The organism is Streptomyces sp. NPDC002232, assembly GCF_042890295.1.
In the GTDB taxonomy this organism is placed as follows: domain Bacteria; phylum Actinomycetota; class Actinomycetes; order Streptomycetales; family Streptomycetaceae; genus Streptomyces.
Map to the genome: position 1 here is coordinate 89,603 of NZ_JBIARV010000004.1, position 16,362 is coordinate 105,964.

Genomic DNA, 16,362 nt, shown 5'->3' on the forward strand with positions numbered 1-16,362 from the left:
CGGGACCGGACCGGCTGTCCGGGACGGGGTGGACGAGGGCCGGCCCTAGGTGAGTCCGGCGTCCTTGCAGGCCGCCGCGTAGGTCGGCGTGCAGATCTGCTGGACCGTGTAGAGACCGTCCTTGACGACGGTGTCCTTGATGTTGTCCTTGTTCACGACGACCGGGTCGAGCAGCTGGGCGGCGACCTTGTGGTCACTGCCGTTGGTCACGGTGGTGGGGACCAGGTCGGCCGGCAGCTTCTTGCCCTCCGCCAGGTTGACGGCCATGGTGGCCGCGATGTCCGCCTCCGGCTTGTACGGCTTCTCGATCGTGATGGTCTGGGTGCCGAGCAGGATCCGCTGGATCGCGTCCAGTTGGGCGTCCTGGCCGGTCAACGGCACGTTCATGCCGGCCGCCTTGAGGGCGGTGGAGATGCCGGCGGCCAGCCCGTCGTTGGCCGAGTAGACGCCGACGATCTTGTCCCGGCCCAGGGAGCTGATGGCGCCGGACATCTGCTGGTTGGCGTTGTTCGGGTCCCAGTTGGGGGTGTCGTACTCCTTGCCGATCTTCACCTTGCCGTCGAGGACGGAGTGGGCGCCGGCCTTGAACTCGGCCGCGTTCGGGTCCGTCGGAGACCCGTTGTGCATCACGATCTCGCCGCTCTTGGCCTTGTCGCCGAGCGCGGCGAGGAGCGCCTTGCCCTGGAGCTCGCCGACCTTGTGGTTGTCGTACGAGACGTAGGCGTCGACGGGTCCCTGCGCGAGGCGGTCGTACGCGACGACCTTGACGCCCGCGTCATGGGCCTTCTGCACGGAGGACTGGATGGACTTGGCGTCCACCGCGTCGAGGATCAGGACCTTGTCGCCCTTGGCGAGCGCGGTGTTGACCTGCTGCTGCTGGGTGGTCGCGCTCTCCGCCGCGTTGTAGTAGTCGATCTGGGCGTCGGGCGCCAGCTCCTTGATCTTCTGCTCGATGTAGGGCCGGTCGAACGTCTCGTACCGGGTGGTCTTGCTCTCCGGCAGCAGCAGTCCGATCCGGATCTCCTGTTTCTGGCTCCCCGCGCCCAGGGCCGTCGCGCTCGTCGCCATCACTCCGAGGGAGAGGGCCGCGGCTCCGGCCAGGGCGATCGCGCTCCGCAATGTACGGGTCATCGGAGGCTCCTTTCGTACGCCCCCTGTCCCTCACCTCGTGAGCGCGGAACGAGGATGTACATATGGCCTATATATCGACATTAGCCGCAACCTCCGGACCGGCAAGCGGGTGAGACGCCGACCATCGGTCACCCTCCGTGACGATCGAGTGCCGCCTCGCCACGCGCACGCGCGCGCCTGCGCCTACTCGGACCGGGCCGGCTCTCCCGGCAGGGGGTCCGCGGCGACCGGCCGCTCGAAGAAGGTCTCCAGCGACACCGTCGCCTGCGTGCCGCTCACCCCCTCGATCGCGTACAACCGCCGCAGCACGTCCTGGAGTTGCACCGTCGTCCCGGTGCGCACCTTCACCAGGACCGAGGCGCTGCCGGCGATGACGTGCGCCTCCTGGATCTCGGGGATCGCGGCGAAGGCCGCCGCCGAGTCCCCGATCCACGCCGACGAGTCGACCATGACGAAGGCGAGCACGTCCTGCCCGAGCGCGGCCGGATCGACGTCGACCGTGGTGCGGCGGATGACCCCCCGCTCCCGCAGCTTGCGCACCCGCTCGTGCGCGGCACCCGCCGACAGCCCCACCGCCCGGCCCAGGGCCGCGTACGCCTGCGTGGCGTCACGCTGGAGCTCGGCGAGCAGCGCCCGGTCGATGGCGTCCACGGTCCCCTCCGTCATTCCCATGCCGGAAACATACGTCAGTAGTCGGCGTTCATCGCCGCCCGCACCTCGCCCAGCGTCCGGTCCGCCACCTCACGGGCCCGCTCGTTGCCCTCGCGCAGGATCCGGCGGAGGTACCCGCGGTCCTCCGCGTACGCGGCCCGGCGCGCCCGGATCGGCGCCAGGTACTCGTTGACCGACTCCGTCACCGTCCGCTTCAGCGCGGCGGACCCCGCGGAGCCGATCCCGGCCGCCACCTCCTCCGGGGTCCGGCCCTGGCAGAGCGCCGCGAGCAGGAGCAGGGAGGCCACCTCGGGCCGGCCGGCCGGATCGTAGGCGATGTGCCGCTCGGAGTCCGTCTTCGCGCCCCTGATCAGCCGGGCGGTCTCGTCGGCATCGGCGGCGAGCTGGATCGCGTTCCCCCGGCTCTTGCTCATCTTCGTGCCGTCCGTGCCCAGCAGCAGCGGCGCCTCGGACAGCAGCGCCTCGGGTTCGGGGAAGACGGCGCCGCCGCTGCCGTAGCGGTCGTTGAACCGGCGGGCGACGGTACGGGTGATCTCCAGGTGCGGCAGCTGGTCCTGGCCGACGGGGACCAGGTTCGCCTTGCAGAAGAGGATGTCCGCGGCCTGGTGGACGGGATAGGTGAACATCAGACCACTGACGGCGGACTGCCGGGAGTGCGCGATCTCGTCCTTGACCGTGGGATTGCGCTGGAGCTCGGCCACCGACACCAGACTGAGGAACGGCAGCAGCAGCTGGTTCAGGGCCGGGACCGCGCTGTGCGTGAAGACCGTGCTGCGCTCCGGGTCCACGCCCACGGCGAGATGGTCGAGCACCAGCTCCTCGACGTGCTCGGGGAGGCGGTCCGCCACGTCGCGGTCGGTCAGCACCTGGTAGTCCGCGACGATCACGAACAGCTCCGCCCCGAGGTCCTGGAGCCGGACCCGGTTGTGCAGCGTCCCGAAGTAGTGCCCCAGGTGCAGCCGCCCGGTGGGACGGTCGCCGGTCAGCACGCGGAAGCGTCCCGGATCCTGGCGGATCCGCTGCTCCAGGACCGCGCTGCGGGCCCGCGCGGCGGCGGTCCCGAGCGCGCCGGGGGCACCGGGAGGAGAGGAAGGAAGGGAGGAGGGAAGTGAGGGGGCGAGGGTGCTCATGAGGTCTCCTGGAAAGGGTCGGTGGCGCCGTCGGGACGACAGGACCCATGACCAGGGAAAAGCGAAAGGGCCGTTCGTCCGAACGGCCCGGTCGTGCGCGAGGAACGGCCGCTCCTAGGAGGAGCGCCACCAGCTGAGGCACGACGACAGATGCATGGAGCCAGCATAGCGCCCCGCGGCCGGGAGCCACGGGGCGCTGCGAGCAGGACGCGCCCGACCCGTCAGGACAGGACGACCGGCAGGTCGAAGAGGTCGTTCTGGGTCACCACCGGCTTGTTGCGCAGCTCCTCGCGGCCCACCGCGAGACGGAGCTCCGGGAATCGCTCGTACAGCGCGGGCAGCGCCACCGAGGCCTCCAGACGGGAGAGCGCCGCACCCGGGCACACGTGCGGGCCGTGCCCGAAGGAGATGTGCCGGTTCGGCGTCCGGGTCACGTCGAAGGCGTCCGCCGTCGGCCCGTGCTGCTCCTCGTCCCGGCCGATCGCGCCGAACGACACGATCAGCGCCTCGCCCTTCGGCAGGACCCCGTCACCGACCTCGATGTCCTCGGTCGCGAAGCGGATCAGGACGTGCGAGGTCGGGGTCGACCAGCGCAGGGTCTCCTCGATCACGTTCTCCCACGGCACCTCGCCCTTGAGCACCAGGGCCCGCTGCTCGGGGTGGGTCTCCAGGGCGACGACGGCGTTCACGATCAGGCTGATCGTCGTCTCGTGCCCGGCCGCCACCATCAGCTGGAGGGTGTTGGTGATCTCCTCCGTGCTCAGCCGGTCACCGCCCTCCGAGGCCGCGATCAGCGCGCTCGTGAGGTCGTCACCCGGCCGCTCCGCCTTGCCCGCCACGATCCCGGCGAAGAGCGCGCCCAGGTCCGCCATCATCCGCGGGACCTCCTCGGGCGGCGTCTGCGTCGAGAAGAACGTGTCGAACAGCGCCTTCATCCGCGGGTGGTCGGCCGGGTCCACGCCCATCAGCTCGCCCACCACGTTCATCGGCAGCGGGTAGGCGAACTCCGCCTTCAGGTCCACGACCTCGCCCGCCGGACGCTCGGCCAGCCGGTCCAGCATCCCCTCCGTGAGGGACTCGATGCCCGCGCGCAGCCGCTCCACCCGGCGCGCCGTCAGCGCCTGCGCCACCAGCGTCCGCAGCCGCCGGTGCTCCTCGCCGTCCACGGTCAGCATCGAACGGCCGGGGTTCGCGAGGCCGATCAGCGGCCAGTCCAGGGGTATCTCACCGCGCTGCCACGCGCCCCAGACGTCGATGTCCTTCACGAGACGGGCGTCGGTGAGCAGCTTGCGGGCCTCGGCGTGCCGGGTGACGGCCCAGCAGGGCACCCCGCCGGGCAGGACGACACGGGCCAGCGGACCGGCGGCGCGCAGCCGCGCGCTCTCGCCGTCGAGGTCGGTGACGAAGGGGTCGAGCTCGATCACGTCGGTGCCGGACACGGCGGTGTGGTCGTACGGGCAGCTCATCCGAGGGCTCCAAGGGCGGGGGTCGGGGTGTACGTCACGGGGAGCGCGGTCAGGCCGCGCAGCCAGGGGGAGGGGCGACGGGCGAGCGCGCCCTCGGCGACCGCGAGGTCCACGTCCGGGAGCCGGTCGAGCAGCACCTCGATCCCGGTCCTTGCGATGGTCTCGGCGACCTCCTGGGCCGGGAACGGGCAGCGGTGCTCGCCGTGGCCGAAGGAGAGGTGCGCGTTGTTGCCGCCGGTGAACGCGCCGGAGTCGGTGCGGACATGGGGGTCGGAGTTGGCCGCGGCCAGACCGAGCAGCAGCAGGTCGCCGCCGCCGATCCGGCGCCCGCCGAGGTGGGTGTCGCGGGAGGCCCACCGTCCGGCGACGTTCTGCGTCGGGGTGTCCTCCCACAGGACCTCGTTCATCGCCTCGCCGACGCTGTGCCGGCCGCCGGCCAGCGAGGCCGCGAAACGGTCGTCGGTGAGCATCAGGCGCAGCGAGTTGCCGATCCAGTCGGCGGTCGGCTGGTGGCCCGCCGCCATCATCACCATGAGGTCCTGGGCGACCTCCTCGACGGTGAACCCGGCGGTGTTGCCGAGCATCCGCGAGGCGACGTCGTCGCCCGGGTCCGCGGACTTGGCGGCGAGCAGCGCGAACATCGACTCCGCCAGGTGGCGCTGGCCCTCCAGCGCGCCCTCCTGGCCGTTGATCATGTCGTTCATCGCGGTGACCAGGCCGGGGCCCTGCTCGTCGGCGAAGCCGTAGCAGCTGGCGAGGACGCGGACCGGCAGCAGCATCGCGTACTCGGCGATGATGTCGCAGGAGCCCTTGCCGCACAGCGCGTCGATGAGCTCGTCGGCGAACCGCTCGGTGCGCTCCCGCAGGACGAACGGGTCGATCGCCTCCAGCGCGTCGGAGACGACCCCGGCGCGCTCGCGGTGGCGCTCGCCGACCGTGTAGAGGATGGACGGCTGCTTGCGCCCGATCATGGGCAGCAGGGGCCAGTCCGCCGGGATGGCGTCCCACTGGTTCCACAGGTCGGAGTCGCGGGAGAAGAGGACCGGGTCGCTGGTGACCTGGTGCAGCTCGCGGTAGCCGAGGACCAGCCAGGCCGGCACGCCCCCGTCGAGCACGACCGGGGCGACGGCCCCGTGCTCGCGTCGTATCTGCCGGTACAGCTCGGTGGGGTCGGTCTGGAACCGGGGCCCGCTCAGCGGGACCGGCTGGGGCTCGGGGAGGGTCACGGGGTGGGCTCCGGGAGGGGATGGGGGGTCGGCCGGGAGGCCGCGACGACGGTCCGCAGGTGTTCCACGAGCGAGATCAGCACCTGCTTGCTGGACTCGCGCGACCGGGCGTCGCAGAAGACCAGCGGGACCGCGTCGGGGAGGTCGAGGGCCTCGCGGATCTGGGCGGGGGTGTGGGCCGGACCGCCGAAGTCGTTGCAGGCCACGACGAACGGCGTGCCGTGGTGCTCCAGGCGGTCGATCGCGTACCAGGAGTCGGCGAGGCGGCGGGTGTCGACGAGGACGACCGCGCCGAGCGTCCCGGAGAACAGCCGGTCCCACAGGAACCAGAACCGCTCCTGGCCGGGCGCCCCGAACAGGTACAGGACGTTGTGCGCGTCCAGCGAGATCCGGCCGAAGTCGAAGGCGACCGTGGTGGCCGTCTTCGCGGCGACGCCGACGGTGTCGTCGACGCCCTCGCCGGCCTGGGTCATCGTCTCCTCGGTGTTCAGCGGACGGATCTCGCTGACCGAGCGGACCAGGGTGGTCTTGCCGACTCCGAAACCGCCGACGACGACGATCTTCAGGCCGTTGTCGGCGGTGCTGTGCAGGGTCTGGCGCTGTTCAGAGGTTACGGAGTCCAACGAGCACCTGCTCCAGGATGTCGTGATCGGGAAGGCGGTACGCGGCGCGGGGGTGCCGCGCGCTGATCCGGCCGGTGTCGTGCAGGTCGGCGAGGAGGATCCGCGTGATCGACACCGGCAGGCCGAGCCCCGCCGCCACCTCCACCACGGCCGTGGGGAAACGGCACATGCGCAGGATCGCGGCGTGCTCGGACTGCATGCCGACGACCGGATCGCTCTCGGCGACCACGAGCGTCACCAGGTCGAAGGAGTCGGACCCGGCGCGGGTGCGCCCGCCGGTCAGGGTGTAGAGCCGGTCGGGAGAGTCGTCCCGGCCCGGCCTGCCGCGGCTCATCCCCGGGGCCTCGCGACCAGGTACTCGCCCAGCTGCTCCACCAGTTCGGACATGTTGTGGCCCACGAGCCCGGCGTCGGCGTCCTCGTCGGCGACGAGCGCGAGGTGGGCGCCCTCGCCGGCCTCCACGATGAACAGGATGCCGCCGTAGAACTCGGCCATCGCGGAGCGGACCCCGCCCGTGCCGTCGCCGAACTCCACCGAGGCGCCGTGCGACAGGCTCTGGATGCCGGCGGCGATCGCGGCGAGCTGGTCGGCCTGGTCGACGGAGAGCTCGGGGGTGCGGCAGAGCTTGAGCCCGTCACGGGAGAGCACCAGGGCGTGACGGGTGCCCGGGGTGCGTTCCAGCAGGCCCTCCAGGAGCCAGCTGAGCTTCTCGTCGGTGGTGGTGCCGGTCATGACGGGGTGCCTTCCGGGTACGGGGGGTTCGTGCGGGGGGTGTCGTCGCTCGGCGCGTCGACGGGGGGTTCGACGACGGGCTCCGGGCCGGGCTCCGTCCGCGGGCCGGCCGCCGGGGTCCCGGTGCCGCGGACCGCCTGGCGGAAGGTGCCGAAGCGGGTGGCGGCCCCGGCCGCGGCGCCCGTGCGCGGGCTCTCGGCACGCGGCTTGGGGGCGGCCTCGGGGCCGTCGGGGTGGGCGGCGGCCATGGCGCGGCCGCGACGGCGGCGCGGCAGGCCGCTCTCACCGAACCGGGGGTGCTCGCCGGTGCTGTCGGCCGCGCTGTCGTGGCTGGTCCCGGGCTCGGCGGCCGGAGCGGGGAGCGGCGCCGGGGCGGCGGGCGCGGGCGCCGCCGGAGCGCGGCCCGTCACGGGCGGCAGACCGGTGGCGGGGGCGGTGGCCGGCTCGGCGGGCACGTGGCTGATCAGCTCCTGGGGCAGCATGAGCAGCGCGCCGGTGCCGCCGCGGGCCGAGGGGCGGAAGGACACGGTCAGACCGTGCTTGCGGGCCAGCCGGCCGACGACGGCCAGACCGAGCCGGGTGCCGGAGAGACCGGCCAGATCCTGCGTCGTCGAGCCGACCGCGGCCTCCGCGCGGCGCAGCTGCACGTCGCTCATCACCAGGCCGCTGTCCTCGACCGCGATGATGACCCCGGCCGGGACCTCCTCGACGTAGACGTGGACCTCGGCGGTGGGCGGCGAGAAGTTAGCGGCGTTGTCCATGAGTTCGGCCAGGGCGTGCATGACGCCCTCGGCCGCGTGCCCGGCGACGGCCGCGTCGCTGCTGGAGTGCAGCCGCACCCGCTGGTAGCCGCCGATCCGGCCCATGGCGCCGCGCAGGATCGACTCCATGACGATGGGCCGGGCCCAGCGGCGGCCGGACCGGGCGCCGGTGAGGACGGCGACGGAGTCGGCGAGGCGGCCGGCCTGGGCGGTGCGGTGGTCGAGGTGGAGCAGATCGGTCAGCACGTCCTCGTCGGCGTGCCGGTGCTCCATCTCCCGCAGGTCGGCGAGCATGCTCGTGGCCAGGGCCTGCATGCGGCCGGCCGCGTTGGCGGCGGCGGCCATGGCGGCGGAGCGTCCGGACTCGGCGCGGCGCAGCCGGCCCTCCAGCCGTCGCACCTCCTCCGTCCGGGTCCGGACCAGCTCCTCGGTCCGGGCGGTATGAGCCCGCGTCAGTTCGCGGGCCGTGGCGGTGTGGGCCGCCTCGGCCGCGGCGGCCTGCGTCTCGTACCGCTCCGTCAGGGCCGCGCTCTCGCGCGCCGATTCGGCGGTCCGCCGGGCGGCCGAGGCGTGGGCGGAGGTGAGTTCGGCGGTGAGGGTCTCGACCTTGCGGCTCAGCGAGCGCGAGGTCCGGCCGTACCAGGTGACGGCGCAGGCGGCGGCCGCGAGGAGCAGCACGCCGCAGCCGGCGAACCAGCCGAGTGCGGAACGGATCTCGGCCGGCGCCGCGGCGGTCGCGGCGACGGCGAGCGCACCACCCGCGACGGCTGTCAGCGACGAGGCGAGCAGGGCAGGGCGGAAGGGGGTGGACGGCGCCGACATCAACCAGACTCTCGAGAACAGGCACGCGGGGTGGGGAGTCGTAACGACGGCACTATAGATCCGATCTTGATCGGTTCGGAACCTCCCTTGATCGGATCGGTATGCAGATCACGGCATGTGTTGCGGAATTGTTCAGTTGGTGGCGGCCGTTGGGGCCGCGTTCCGCCACACCGTCAGATCGAGGGTCAGGTAGGTGCTCGGCGAATCCTCCGGCGAGAAGGCCTTGACGGTGACGAGGCCGAGATGACCCGTGCCCGTCGTGACACAGACCTGACGCCCCGGAGACAGCTTGTTCACGTAGATGTTCGTGGCGAACCGGGTCTCCGCGCGGCACGCCTCCAGACCGCCCTTCTGGCCCGGGTCGAGCAGCACCAGGTTGCCGCCGCTGCTCTCGGCGTCGAGATAGCCGCCCGTGTCGTAGGACAGGTCGTAGTTGTTGTCCTCCCCGTCCTGCGGACGGACGGTGTCGTCCCCGAGGGTCAGGTGGTAGCCGGCCGTGAGGTTGATGTCCTGGTACGTGGCCGCCTGCGGGGCCGGTGCCTTGGACGGCCCGGGGGTCGAACTCCCCTTGCCCGTACCCGTACCCGTACCCGTACCCGTACCGGTCCCTGTGCCCCCGCTGCCGCGCGTGCCCGGCGAGCTCGTGCCGTCGGGCCCGGAGGCCGTCCCCCCGTCCTCGTCCTTCAGCACGACATAGGCCGTCGCGCCGCCCGCGACGGCGAAGGCGAGCACCGCGGCCACGGCGATGAGGAGACCGCGCCCGCCGCTCTTCTTCTGCCCGGGCGGCTGCGGCGGCCGCGTCCCGTACCCGGCCGGGGCGGGACGGCCGGGCCACTGCTGCGGGGGGTGCGGAGGACCGACGGGGCCGTGCGCGGGCGCGTACCCCGGCCCGCCGGGGCCCTGCGTCGGGGCGTAGGCGACGGCGGGAGCCGGCGGCGCGACCGGGGCCGACGGGGCAGCGGGCGACGTGCTCGGCGGCGGGCCGAATCCGGGCGGCGGGGTCGACGGCGGGCTCGAAGGAGGGGCCGACGGCGGGCTCGACGGTGCGGCCGGCACCGTCGGCGACCAGCCCGCGGGCGCGGCCGACGGGGCGACCGTCGGCGGCGGGGGCGCCTGCGGCGGGGCGGGGGCCGCCGTACGGGCGGAGATCTCGGCGGACACCGCGCCCGGCAGCCAGTCCTCCGGCCGCCGCAGCACGGTCGCCGCGTTCGCGGCCTGGCAGAGCCGGATGATTTCGGTCAGCGTCGGCCGGTCCTCCGGATCCTTCGCCAGGCAGCGCGTCACCAGCTCGGCGAGACGCTCCGGGACCGCGCTCAGGTCCGGCTGCTCGTGCACGATCCGGTACAGCACCCCGTGCCCGGTGCCCTCGCCGAAGGCCGGGACGCCCGTCGCCGCGTACGCCGCGACCTGGCCGAGCGCGAACACGTCCGTGGCCCCGGTGACCGGCCGCCCCGCCGCCTGCTCGGGCGCCATGAACGACGGCGTCCCGATGGTGACCCCACTGCCCGTCAGGGACGTCGCGTCGGCCGCGTGGGCGATGCCGAAGTCGATGACGCGGGGACCGTCCGCGGCGAGCAGCACGTTGGACGGCTTCAGGTCGCGGTGCACGATGCCCGCGCCGTGGATGACGTGCAGGGCCTCCGCCATGCCCGCGACGAGCAGCAGCACCGTCTCCACCGGCAGCGCCCCGTGTGCCACGACCGCGTCGGCGAGCGAGGGGCCCGGCACGTACGCGGTGGCCAGCCACGGCTGCGCGCCGTCGGGGTCCGCGTCGATCACGGGCGCGGTGAAGAGACCCTGGACGCGCTGCGCCGAGCGGACCTCCTGGGCGAAGCGGCGCCGGAACTCCGCGTCCTCGCCGAACTCCGGACGGATCAGCTTGATCGCCACGGCCCGCCCGCCGGGCGTGTACGACAGGTACACCTTGCCCATGCCGCCGGCGCCGAGCCGGGCCGCGAGCCGATATCCGGCGACCGTCGTCGGGTCGTCCGCCGCCAGAGGCTGGAACACCCCGGAGCCGTCCCGGTCCGCTTGCTGACCGCCCATGAGCCCATGTCTCCCCACGCAGAACACTGTTTGCCGGAGGGCACCCTACCGGTGGCCCGCGACCTCGGCCGCGTCCGTCCTGACCTCGGCAGCCGTGCGCCCGGCGCGCTCCGCGCACACGCCGCCGGGCAAGCCCCGCCCGTGGCCGACTCGGCGCCCCGCCGCTCGGCCGGCACGACCGTAGACTCGAAGTGCGGGCCCGTCTCGCCGCCGCGCGAGGGGCCGCGCGAGGCCGTACGGCAGGGAGGCGGCGATGACCAGGCTGAGGGGCAGAGCACTGCGGGTGACGGTCTTCGTGGGCGAGTCCGACACCTGGCACCACAAGCCGCTGTACACCCAGATCGTGGCGCGCGCCCGGGAGGCCGGGCTCGCGGGCGCGAGCGTGTTCCGCGGTATCGAGGGCTTCGGGGCGTCCTCACTGATCCACACCCAGCGGCTGCTGTCCCTGAGCGAGGACCTCCCGGTCGCCGTGGTCGTCGTCGACACCGAGGAGAAGGTCCGCGGCTTCCTGCCCGAGCTCGACGCCATGGTCGGGGAGGGCCTGGTGATCCTCGACGACTGCGAGGTCTTCCGCTACGTCGGCCGCCCGAAGCCCGCGTGACGGCCCGCCCCGCTACTGCCCCCGGGCCAGGAACGCGGGCCGCAGGGACGTGTCCACCGGGTCGTAGTACCGGTGGAAGACCGGGGTCGCGGAGCCGGACACGGGTGGCACGATCCAGCTCCAGTCGGCGGGCGTGGGCCTGCCGTGGCTGCTCTCCCGCGCGATGTGCCGCAGGAACCGCTCGGACTCGGTGTGATGGTCGGCCATCGTCACCCCGGCCTCGTGGAAGGAGTGCAGCACCGCCACGTTCAGCTCGACCAGCGCCCGGTCCCGCCATAGCGTCCGCTCCGAGGAGCGGTCCAGGCCCAGCCGGTCGGCCACCACCGGGAGGAGGTCGTACCGCTCGGCGTCGGCGAGGTTGCGGGCGCCTATCTCCGTGCCCATGTACCAGCCGTTGAACGGCGCCGCCGGATAGCGCACCCCGCCGATCTCCAGCGTCATGTCGCTGATCGCCGGCACCGCGTACCAGCGCAGTCCGAGGTCGGCGAACCACGCGTGGTCCGGATGCCGCAGCGGCACCTCCAGGAGGCAGCCGTCGGGCACCTCGTACCACTCGGGCCGCGCGCCCGGCCGCTCCTCGACCATCAACGGCAGCACCTGGAAGGGCTCTTCGCCCCGCTTCCACCCCAGGCCGAGGGCGCGGTCCGTCGACGAGGCGCCGCGCGGATCGCCGGTCCAGCGGCCCTCGGCGGTGCGGTGGCCCGCGTACCGCACGAGCTGGTCGTTGACGATCCTCGGCGCGGGACGCCCCGGCCGGTCCGGGGCGAACACCGAGATCACCGGACGGATCCGGCCCCCGTTCCCCGCCAGCCGCAGGTGCTCGAAGCACTGCGCGGCGATCCCGTCGGCCGTCGTGACGTGCCGCAGGTCCCGCACGACCAGGCTGCGCCAGTAGAGCCGGCCGATGCAGCGGGCCGCGTTGCGCCAGGCGACCTGGGCGCCGAAGGAGAGCTCGGCCGGGGTGTGCGTGTACGTGCCCGTGCGGCCGATCTCGGCCAGCGCCTCACGGACCCGGCGCTCCACGTCCCCGCCCGGCTGCTCCCGGTGGAACTGCCGGAGGAAGTCCTCCGCCTCCGCGCGGTCCGTCACCCGGGGTGCGGGCGCCGCCGAGGGCCCGTCCGGCCCGTCGGACGGGGAAGCGGACGTGTACGGACAGGCGCTGACAGCGGCGGCCTTGCGGCGGCGACCCAGACTGAAGACCAAGGTGTTTCCCTCCCGCACCCATGACTACCGCACGCATCCAGGTGATTGTGGAGAGTAACGGGACATTCGTACGGGAGAGCCGGTGTCCTGGTAAGGTGCCCGGCCCCGGAGGCCGGGCACCGCCCGGGCCCCGGGGCGCTCAGAGCCCCGCGACCTTGGCCGCCGCCGACAGCTCGTACACCAGGGTGACCGTCTGCCGCCCGCCGGGCGGCAGCGGGACGTCCCAGCGGACGATGCCCTCGGCGTCGACGGACGCCGGTGCCGGGGAGCAGGCCTCCTCGCGCAGCCGCACCTCCACCGCGGACACCTCGGAGACGGGAATCCGCTCGCGCAGCACGATCACCCGGTCGCCCTGCTCGCCGGGCGGCGAGAAGCGGGACACGTGCAGCCGGACCGTGCGGGTCACCACGGTCCGCTGCGTGAGGCCCGTGGTGTCGCGGGACTCCTCGGTCTCCCGGACCACCCGGTGGTCGTCGCGGCTGCCGAAGGCGAGCTCGAAGGCGGCGCCCGGAGCCGTGAAGTCCAGCGAGCCCCGGCCCGTGAACCCGCCGCCCCTGACGAGGTCCACGGGCCCGGCGAGCAGCGCGTGACCGGACCGGTTGTCGCCCCGCACCACCTGCGTGACCAGCGGGGACAGCTCGGGGGAGCAGGCGTGCTCACTGCTCGCGGCGGTCGTGAAGGAGGACAGCGGTACCCGGTGGGCACGCCCGTCCGAGGGCACCGAGACCGGCGCGGGGGCGTGCAGGACACGGGCCTCCCCGCCGTCGTCCACGCCCGGCAGACCGACCACCGGGGCCGGCCCGAGCGTCGCGATCTCCTCCTCGCGGACCTCGACGTCGATCGTGCGGCGCTCGGCGGCGCCGCGGTCCCTGAGCGTCAGCCGGTCCTCGGTGAGCCGGGGCGGATCGGTCGCGAGCGCCGACCGCGCCGTCGACAGCGTCAGCCGCACGTCCGTCCAGTCCTCGCCGGTGCGCTGCCAGACCACGGCCTCGGTCTCCACCGTCAGGGACTCGCCGTCCAGCGCGGCCCGGTAGGCCGGCCGCCACAGGGCGCACGGGCTGAGGTGGCTCACCCGCAGCCGCGCCGGTCCCGCGACCGAGGCCTCCACGGTCAGCTCCACATGGGCGACCAGCTCGGCGGGCTCCTCCTCGGCGAGCTCCAGGGCCCGCCGGACCGCGCCGAGTTCGACGTGGAGTTCCGCCGACCGGGCCTCCACGGTACGCAGTTCCTCGCCGCGCAGGTCGCGCTCGGCGTCCACGCGGTCCAGTTCGCGGCCCCAGCGGGCCCCCTCGGACTCGCCGAGGCCGGCACCCTCCGCGATCTCCCGCAGCAGGTCGGCGGCGAGCCGCCCGAGCAGGTCGAGACGGGCCCGCAGCCGGTCGCGCCGGTGCTCCGCGGCGAGGCGTTCCTCCTCCAGGGCGTGCGCGCGGCGGCGGAGCGGCGAGTCGTCCTCGGCGGGCGTCGCCGGAGGCCGTGGCGTCCACGTGCGGACGATCCGCGCGTCGAGCACGGTGGCCGGGTGGTCGCAGGACAGCTCGGCGTGGAGGGTGCGGTCGGCGGCGAGCGCGCCGACCGGCCCGAGGCGCAGCCGCCGCACGCCCGCCTCCAGGTCGAGCGCGGCGGTGCGCTCGACGTGGGCGCGGTCCTCCAGGCAGGTGACGGCGGTGACGGGCAGGGGGATCGGCCGGGATTCCGAGGTCATGGTGGGTGTCAGCTCCTGCGGTTGCCGTCGACCAGGGCCTTGCCGGCCGGTATGCGGATCTCGTAGCCGCCGTCCAGCGCGGCGGTGCCGCCCGGGGGCAGCTCCACCCGCCAGACGCGGGTGCCCGGGGCGTGCGCCTCGGCCGTCGCGCCCTCGTCGGGCTCCGACCAGTCGGCGCGCTCCTCGATGCGGACGTCGGGCTCGGAGGAGACCGGCACCCGCTCGTGCACCTCGACGCTGACGGGGCCCGCGAGGCGGTTCGCCAGCTCGACGTGGACGCGGTGGTCGAGCACCGTGACGTTGTTGCGCAGGCCCGCGGTCGACTCCTTCAGATGGGTGCGGCGGGTGACGCGGACGCCCTCGGCGGGCCCGAGCCCGAGCCGGCGGACGCCGCCGGGCGCGAGGGTGGGCAGGGCGGCGGTGACGAGGAAGTCGTCGTCGACGGTGACCTCCACCGGTCCCGCGAGCAGCGCCTGCCGGGTGGTGTTGGAGACCGCGAGGGTCGCGTACACGGTCGGGTCCACGGACGGCACGCAGAGGTGCTCGGTGTGCAGGACGACCGGGATCTCGCCGACGGTGACGGTGTGCCAGGTGCCGTCCGAGGGCACGTCGGCCCGGGCGGCGGCGTCGAACCGGTGGTCGAACGAACCCGCGGACGTGCGGGGGCGGACCGCGTGCCGGGGCAGCGGCAGCGAGGCCACCGCCTCGGCGCGGCGCCGGTACTCGTCGGCGACGGCGTCCGAGGAGCCGCCGGGGAACAGCCGGCCGCGCCGGGCGCCCGGCTCCTCGGGTCCGGCGAGCACGAGGGCGGCGTAGTCGAGTTCGGTGCCGCTCGGCCGCGGCGGACCCACCGGCGGCGGAGCCGGCGCTGCCCCCGGCGGGGCCGGGGGCGCCGAGGCCTGGGGCGGGTGGGCCACGAAGCCCGCGCCACCGCCGGCCGGCCGGCCGCCGGGGCGCGGCGCCGCGCTCCGTGCCCGGGCCGGCGGGCCGCCGGCGAACCCCGGAGCGGCGCCGTACGTGGCACCCGGCTGCGCGGGAGCGGGAGGCGGCGGCGGGGGCGGGGGCGGCGGTGCGGCCGTGACGGGAGCGGGCGCCGCCACGGGCAGGGGCACAGCGCCCCCGACCGCCGAACCCCCGGCGTAGCGCTCCGGTGCCGGGCCGGCCGCCTCGTACCCGGTGAACAGGTCGGCGAGCCCCGCCGGGGGCTCCCGCCAGCCCGAGGGCGCGGGCGCCGACTGGCGGCGGCCGATCCGGACCGAGCGGAGCGCCGGGAGATCGGTGCGCCGCCGCAGGTCGGCCGTGGCGAACGCGACGCGCACCCCGGTCCAGTCCTCGCCGGTCCGCTGCGCGACCGAGGCGCGCAGCACGAGGCGGCCGCCGCCGTCGCCCTGACGGTGGGTGAGGCGGTACGTCGGCACCCACACGGCACCCGGCACGCCGTACTCCACCTCCAGCTCCACCTGCTCCTCCGCACCCGCTCCGTCGAGGGTCAGCACGGCGCAGACCGTGGTCTCGACGTGCGCGGCCGCCGCGTCGGTGGAGGCGCGTTCGAGCCGGTCGAAGGCGACCTCCAGCTCGTGCTCGGCACGCACCACCGCCGCGTCGAGCTCGGCCAGCCGGGCGTGCAGCGCCGTCAACCGCTCGTCGACGAAGGCGGCGAGCTCCAGCCACGCCTCGACCGGGGTCCGGCGGTGCGGGTCCTCGCGCTTGCGGGGCGGCGGGACCGGGCGCAGGCCCTCGACCTCGGCGATCAGCGTCCGGTGCCGGTCGCGGCGCGCCACCGCGGCCGCGTGCGCCTCGCCCAGCCGGTCGGCCTCGCCCCGCAGTCCGTCGGCAGCGGCGGCGCCCCGGGGCTCCGCCTCGACCTCCACGCGCGCCTCGGTGACCCGCACGGCGGAGCCGCCCAGGACCCGGACCCGCAGGGAACCGGGATCGACCGTGCGGGGCAGGCCCGTCACCCGCACCCGGCCGTCCGGCGGCACCGTGCCCCGCGCCAGCCGCCGGCACAGCGCGCCCTGCGCGTACACCACGACCGCGTCGAGGGCGGACCCCCACCTCCGCGCCGTACCGACCGTCATGCGCCCCCCTCTTGCCCCGGGTGTGTCGGGGGCAGCCTACGCCGGGGGCGTCCGGGGGCCGGACCTTGTCCGGGACCGCCCCGGCGCTGCAAGATCTTCCGCGTGAGGGTCTCGGCAGGCAACGACGAGGGAAGGGCCGGTGTGCGGTGGGGGAGATGACGAAGGGGAG

14 protein-coding genes are annotated in these 16,362 nt (G+C 74.4%); 1 reads left to right on the forward strand and 13 read right to left on the reverse strand.

Features of this window, described 5'->3' with window-relative positions; genetic code table 11:
- Positions 1 to 45 precede the first annotated feature (45 nt).
- The 10 genes from ACFYXU_RS18470 to ACFYXU_RS18515 all read right to left on the reverse strand — a co-directional run bounded on the left by ACFYXU_RS18470 (position 46) and on the right by ACFYXU_RS18515 (position 10,609).
- Positions 46 to 1,131, reverse strand: coding sequence for a sugar ABC transporter substrate-binding protein (locus ACFYXU_RS18470; RefSeq protein WP_376514086.1), 1,086 nt, complete (start codon positions 1,129 to 1,131; stop codon positions 46 to 48).
- A gap of 183 nt (positions 1,132 to 1,314) precedes the next feature.
- Positions 1,315 to 1,782, reverse strand: a complete 468-nt coding sequence (locus ACFYXU_RS18475; RefSeq protein WP_389406450.1) for an Lrp/AsnC family transcriptional regulator — start codon at positions 1,780 to 1,782, stop codon at positions 1,315 to 1,317.
- A gap of 35 nt (positions 1,783 to 1,817) precedes the next feature.
- The gene (gene trpS / locus ACFYXU_RS18480; RefSeq protein ID WP_389458625.1) at positions 1,818 to 2,933 is read right to left on the reverse strand and encodes a tryptophan--tRNA ligase; all 1,116 of its coding nucleotides are present in this window, start codon (positions 2,931 to 2,933) and stop codon (positions 1,818 to 1,820) included.
- A gap of 221 nt (positions 2,934 to 3,154) precedes the next feature.
- Positions 3,155 to 4,399: a cytochrome P450 gene (locus ACFYXU_RS18485; RefSeq protein WP_376514090.1), complete on the reverse strand. Its 1,245-nt coding sequence runs from the start codon at positions 4,397 to 4,399 to the stop codon at positions 3,155 to 3,157.
- A complete protein-coding gene (locus tag ACFYXU_RS18490; protein ID WP_329852645.1) occupies positions 4,396 to 5,625 on the reverse strand; it encodes a cytochrome P450 in 1,230 nt (409 codons plus the stop codon). The genes ACFYXU_RS18485 and ACFYXU_RS18490 overlap by 4 nt, the downstream gene beginning before the upstream one ends.
- Entirely contained in the window at positions 5,622 to 6,248 is a 627-nt protein-coding gene (locus tag ACFYXU_RS18495; protein ID WP_376514092.1) for an ATP/GTP-binding protein, read from the reverse strand. Before ACFYXU_RS18495 ends, ACFYXU_RS18490 begins: the two co-directional genes overlap by 4 nt.
- The gene (locus ACFYXU_RS18500; protein WP_329852643.1) at positions 6,229 to 6,582 is read right to left on the reverse strand and encodes a DUF742 domain-containing protein; all 354 of its coding nucleotides are present in this window, start codon (positions 6,580 to 6,582) and stop codon (positions 6,229 to 6,231) included. Before ACFYXU_RS18500 ends, ACFYXU_RS18495 begins: the two co-directional genes overlap by 20 nt.
- Positions 6,579 to 6,980: a roadblock/LC7 domain-containing protein gene (locus ACFYXU_RS18505; RefSeq protein ID WP_030690508.1), complete on the reverse strand. Its 402-nt coding sequence runs from the start codon at positions 6,978 to 6,980 to the stop codon at positions 6,579 to 6,581. The genes ACFYXU_RS18500 and ACFYXU_RS18505 overlap by 4 nt, the downstream gene beginning before the upstream one ends.
- Positions 6,977 to 8,563: a sensor histidine kinase gene (locus ACFYXU_RS18510; RefSeq protein ID WP_376514094.1), complete on the reverse strand. Its 1,587-nt coding sequence runs from the start codon at positions 8,561 to 8,563 to the stop codon at positions 6,977 to 6,979. The genes ACFYXU_RS18505 and ACFYXU_RS18510 overlap by 4 nt, the downstream gene beginning before the upstream one ends.
- Before the next feature lie 132 nt (positions 8,564 to 8,695).
- The gene (locus tag ACFYXU_RS18515; RefSeq protein WP_389458628.1) at positions 8,696 to 10,609 is read right to left on the reverse strand and encodes a serine/threonine-protein kinase; all 1,914 of its coding nucleotides are present in this window, start codon (positions 10,607 to 10,609) and stop codon (positions 8,696 to 8,698) included.
- A gap of 253 nt (positions 10,610 to 10,862) precedes the next feature.
- On the opposite strand from ACFYXU_RS18515, the gene ACFYXU_RS18520 reads away from it, so the two are divergent.
- On the forward strand, positions 10,863 to 11,210 hold the full coding sequence (locus ACFYXU_RS18520) for a DUF190 domain-containing protein (protein ID WP_389406080.1): 348 nt from the start codon (positions 10,863 to 10,865) through the stop codon (positions 11,208 to 11,210).
- Positions 11,211 to 11,222: 12 nt separating this feature from the next.
- On the opposite strand, the gene ACFYXU_RS18525 is transcribed toward ACFYXU_RS18520, so the two are convergent.
- The 3 genes from ACFYXU_RS18525 to ACFYXU_RS18535 form a co-directional block, all read right to left on the reverse strand.
- Positions 11,223 to 12,413 carry a nitric oxide synthase oxygenase gene (locus ACFYXU_RS18525; protein ID WP_376514099.1) on the reverse strand — a complete coding sequence of 397 codons (1,191 nt, stop codon included), beginning with the start codon at positions 12,411 to 12,413 and terminating at the stop codon, positions 11,223 to 11,225.
- A 139-nt stretch (positions 12,414 to 12,552) separates the two neighbouring features.
- The gene (locus ACFYXU_RS18530) at positions 12,553 to 14,115 is read right to left on the reverse strand and encodes a mucoidy inhibitor MuiA family protein (RefSeq protein ID WP_389458631.1); all 1,563 of its coding nucleotides are present in this window, start codon (positions 14,113 to 14,115) and stop codon (positions 12,553 to 12,555) included.
- Positions 14,116 to 14,123: 8 nt separating this feature from the next.
- On the reverse strand, positions 14,124 to 16,193 hold the full coding sequence (locus ACFYXU_RS18535) for a DUF4139 domain-containing protein (protein ID WP_389458633.1): 2,070 nt from the start codon (positions 16,191 to 16,193) through the stop codon (positions 14,124 to 14,126).
- Between the last annotated feature and the right edge of the window lie 169 nt (positions 16,194 to 16,362).

What these genes read in the sequence shown, in the direction of transcription:
- ACFYXU_RS18470 (WP_376514086.1), bottom strand. Translation starts at nt 1,131, where the DNA reads ATGACCCGTACATTGCGGAGCGCGATCGCCCTGGCCGGAGCCGCGGCC.
- trpS (WP_389458625.1), bottom strand. Translation starts at nt 2,933, where the DNA reads ATGAGCACCCTCGCCCCCTCACTTCCCTCCTCCCTTCCTTCCTCTCCT.
- ACFYXU_RS18485 (WP_376514090.1), bottom strand. Translation starts at nt 4,399, where the DNA reads ATGAGCTGCCCGTACGACCACACCGCCGTGTCCGGCACCGACGTGATC.
- ACFYXU_RS18500 (WP_329852643.1), bottom strand. Translation starts at nt 6,582, where the DNA reads ATGAGCCGCGGCAGGCCGGGCCGGGACGACTCTCCCGACCGGCTCTAC.
- ACFYXU_RS18505 (WP_030690508.1), bottom strand. Translation starts at nt 6,980, where the DNA reads ATGACCGGCACCACCACCGACGAGAAGCTCAGCTGGCTCCTGGAGGGC.
- ACFYXU_RS18510 (WP_376514094.1), bottom strand. Translation starts at nt 8,563, where the DNA reads ATGTCGGCGCCGTCCACCCCCTTCCGCCCTGCCCTGCTCGCCTCGTCG.
- ACFYXU_RS18515 (WP_389458628.1), bottom strand. Translation starts at nt 10,609, where the DNA reads ATGGGCGGTCAGCAAGCGGACCGGGACGGCTCCGGGGTGTTCCAGCCT.
- ACFYXU_RS18520 (WP_389406080.1), top strand. Translation starts at nt 10,863, where the DNA reads ATGACCAGGCTGAGGGGCAGAGCACTGCGGGTGACGGTCTTCGTGGGC.
- ACFYXU_RS18530 (WP_389458631.1), bottom strand. Translation starts at nt 14,115, where the DNA reads ATGACCTCGGAATCCCGGCCGATCCCCCTGCCCGTCACCGCCGTCACC.
- ACFYXU_RS18535 (WP_389458633.1), bottom strand. Translation starts at nt 16,193, where the DNA reads ATGACGGTCGGTACGGCGCGGAGGTGGGGGTCCGCCCTCGACGCGGTC.